Origin of the sequence: Nocardiopsis endophytica, from assembly GCF_027706725.1 — a bacterium.
GTDB lineage: Bacteria > Actinomycetota > Actinomycetes > Streptosporangiales > Streptosporangiaceae > Nocardiopsis_A > Nocardiopsis_A endophytica.
Genome location: NZ_JAQFWQ010000210.1, coordinates 1 through 1,136, shown reverse-complemented (window position 1 = coordinate 1,136; position 1,136 = coordinate 1). Strand labels below are relative to the sequence as shown.

1 protein-coding gene is annotated in these 1,136 nt (G+C 70.7%); it reads left to right on the top strand.

The window, feature by feature from the left end; translation table 11 throughout:
• On the top strand, positions 1–1,136 hold a 1,136-nt coding region (gene ispG, locus O4J56_RS31990), incomplete at both ends, for a flavodoxin-dependent (E)-4-hydroxy-3-methylbut-2-enyl-diphosphate synthase (protein ID WP_270690981.1).

The following is a 1,136-nucleotide window of genomic DNA, read 5'->3' as shown; positions in this document are numbered from 1 at the left end:
GGAATGCCCGCCACCCCGCCGCTGCGACTGGCGGAGCGGCGCCACTCCCGGCAGATCATGGTCGGCAACGTTCCCGTGGGCGGTGGCGCGCCGGTGTCGGTGCAGTCCATGACCACCACCCTGACCGCCGACATCAACTCCACGCTGCAGCAGATCGCCGAGCTGACCGCCTCGGGCTGCCAGATCGTGCGGGTCGCGGTGCCCAGCGCCGACGACGCCGAGGCGCTGCCGATCATCGCCAAGAAGTCGCAGATCCCGGTGATCGCCGACATCCACTTCCAGCCCAAGTACGTCTTCGCCGCCATCGAGGCCGGGTGCGCGGCCGTGCGGGTCAACCCGGGCAACATCAAGAAGTTCGACGACAAGGTCGGCGAGATCGCCAAGGCCGCCTCCGAGGCCGGGGTGCCCATCCGCATCGGCGTCAACGCCGGGTCGCTGGACAAGCGCCTGCTGGCCAAGTACGGCAAGGCCACCCCCGAGGCGCTGGTGGAGTCGGCGCTGTGGGAGTGCTCGCTGTTCGAGGAGCACGGCTTCCGCGACATCAAGATCTCGGTCAAGCACAACGACCCGGTCGTGATGGTCAACGCCTACCGGCAGCTGGCCGCGCAGTGCGACTACCCGCTGCACCTGGGGGTGACCGAGGCCGGGCCCGCCTTCCAGGGCACGGTCAAGTCGTCGGTGGCCTTCGGGGCGCTGCTGGCCGAGGGCATCGGCGACACCATCCGCGTGTCGCTGTCGGCGCCCCCGGCCGAGGAGGTCAAGGTCGGCGCGCAGATCCTGGAGTCGCTGGGGCTGCGCGAGCGCGGGCTGGAGATCGTCTCGTGCCCCTCGTGCGGGCGGGCGCAGGTGGACGTGTACTCGCTGGCCGACGAGGTGACGGCGGGCCTGGAGGGCATGGACGTGCCGCTGCGGGTGGCGGTGATGGGGTGCGTGGTCAACGGGCCCGGCGAGGCGCGGGACGCCGACCTGGGGGTGGCCTCGGGCAACGGCAAGGGCCAGATCTTCGTCAAGGGCGAGGTCATCAAGACCGTGCCCGAGTCCAAGATCGTGGAGACGCTGATCGAGGAGGCCATGCGCCTGGCCGAGGACATGAAGGACGAGGGCGTGGAGTCCGGCGAGCCGTCCGTGGCCGTCGC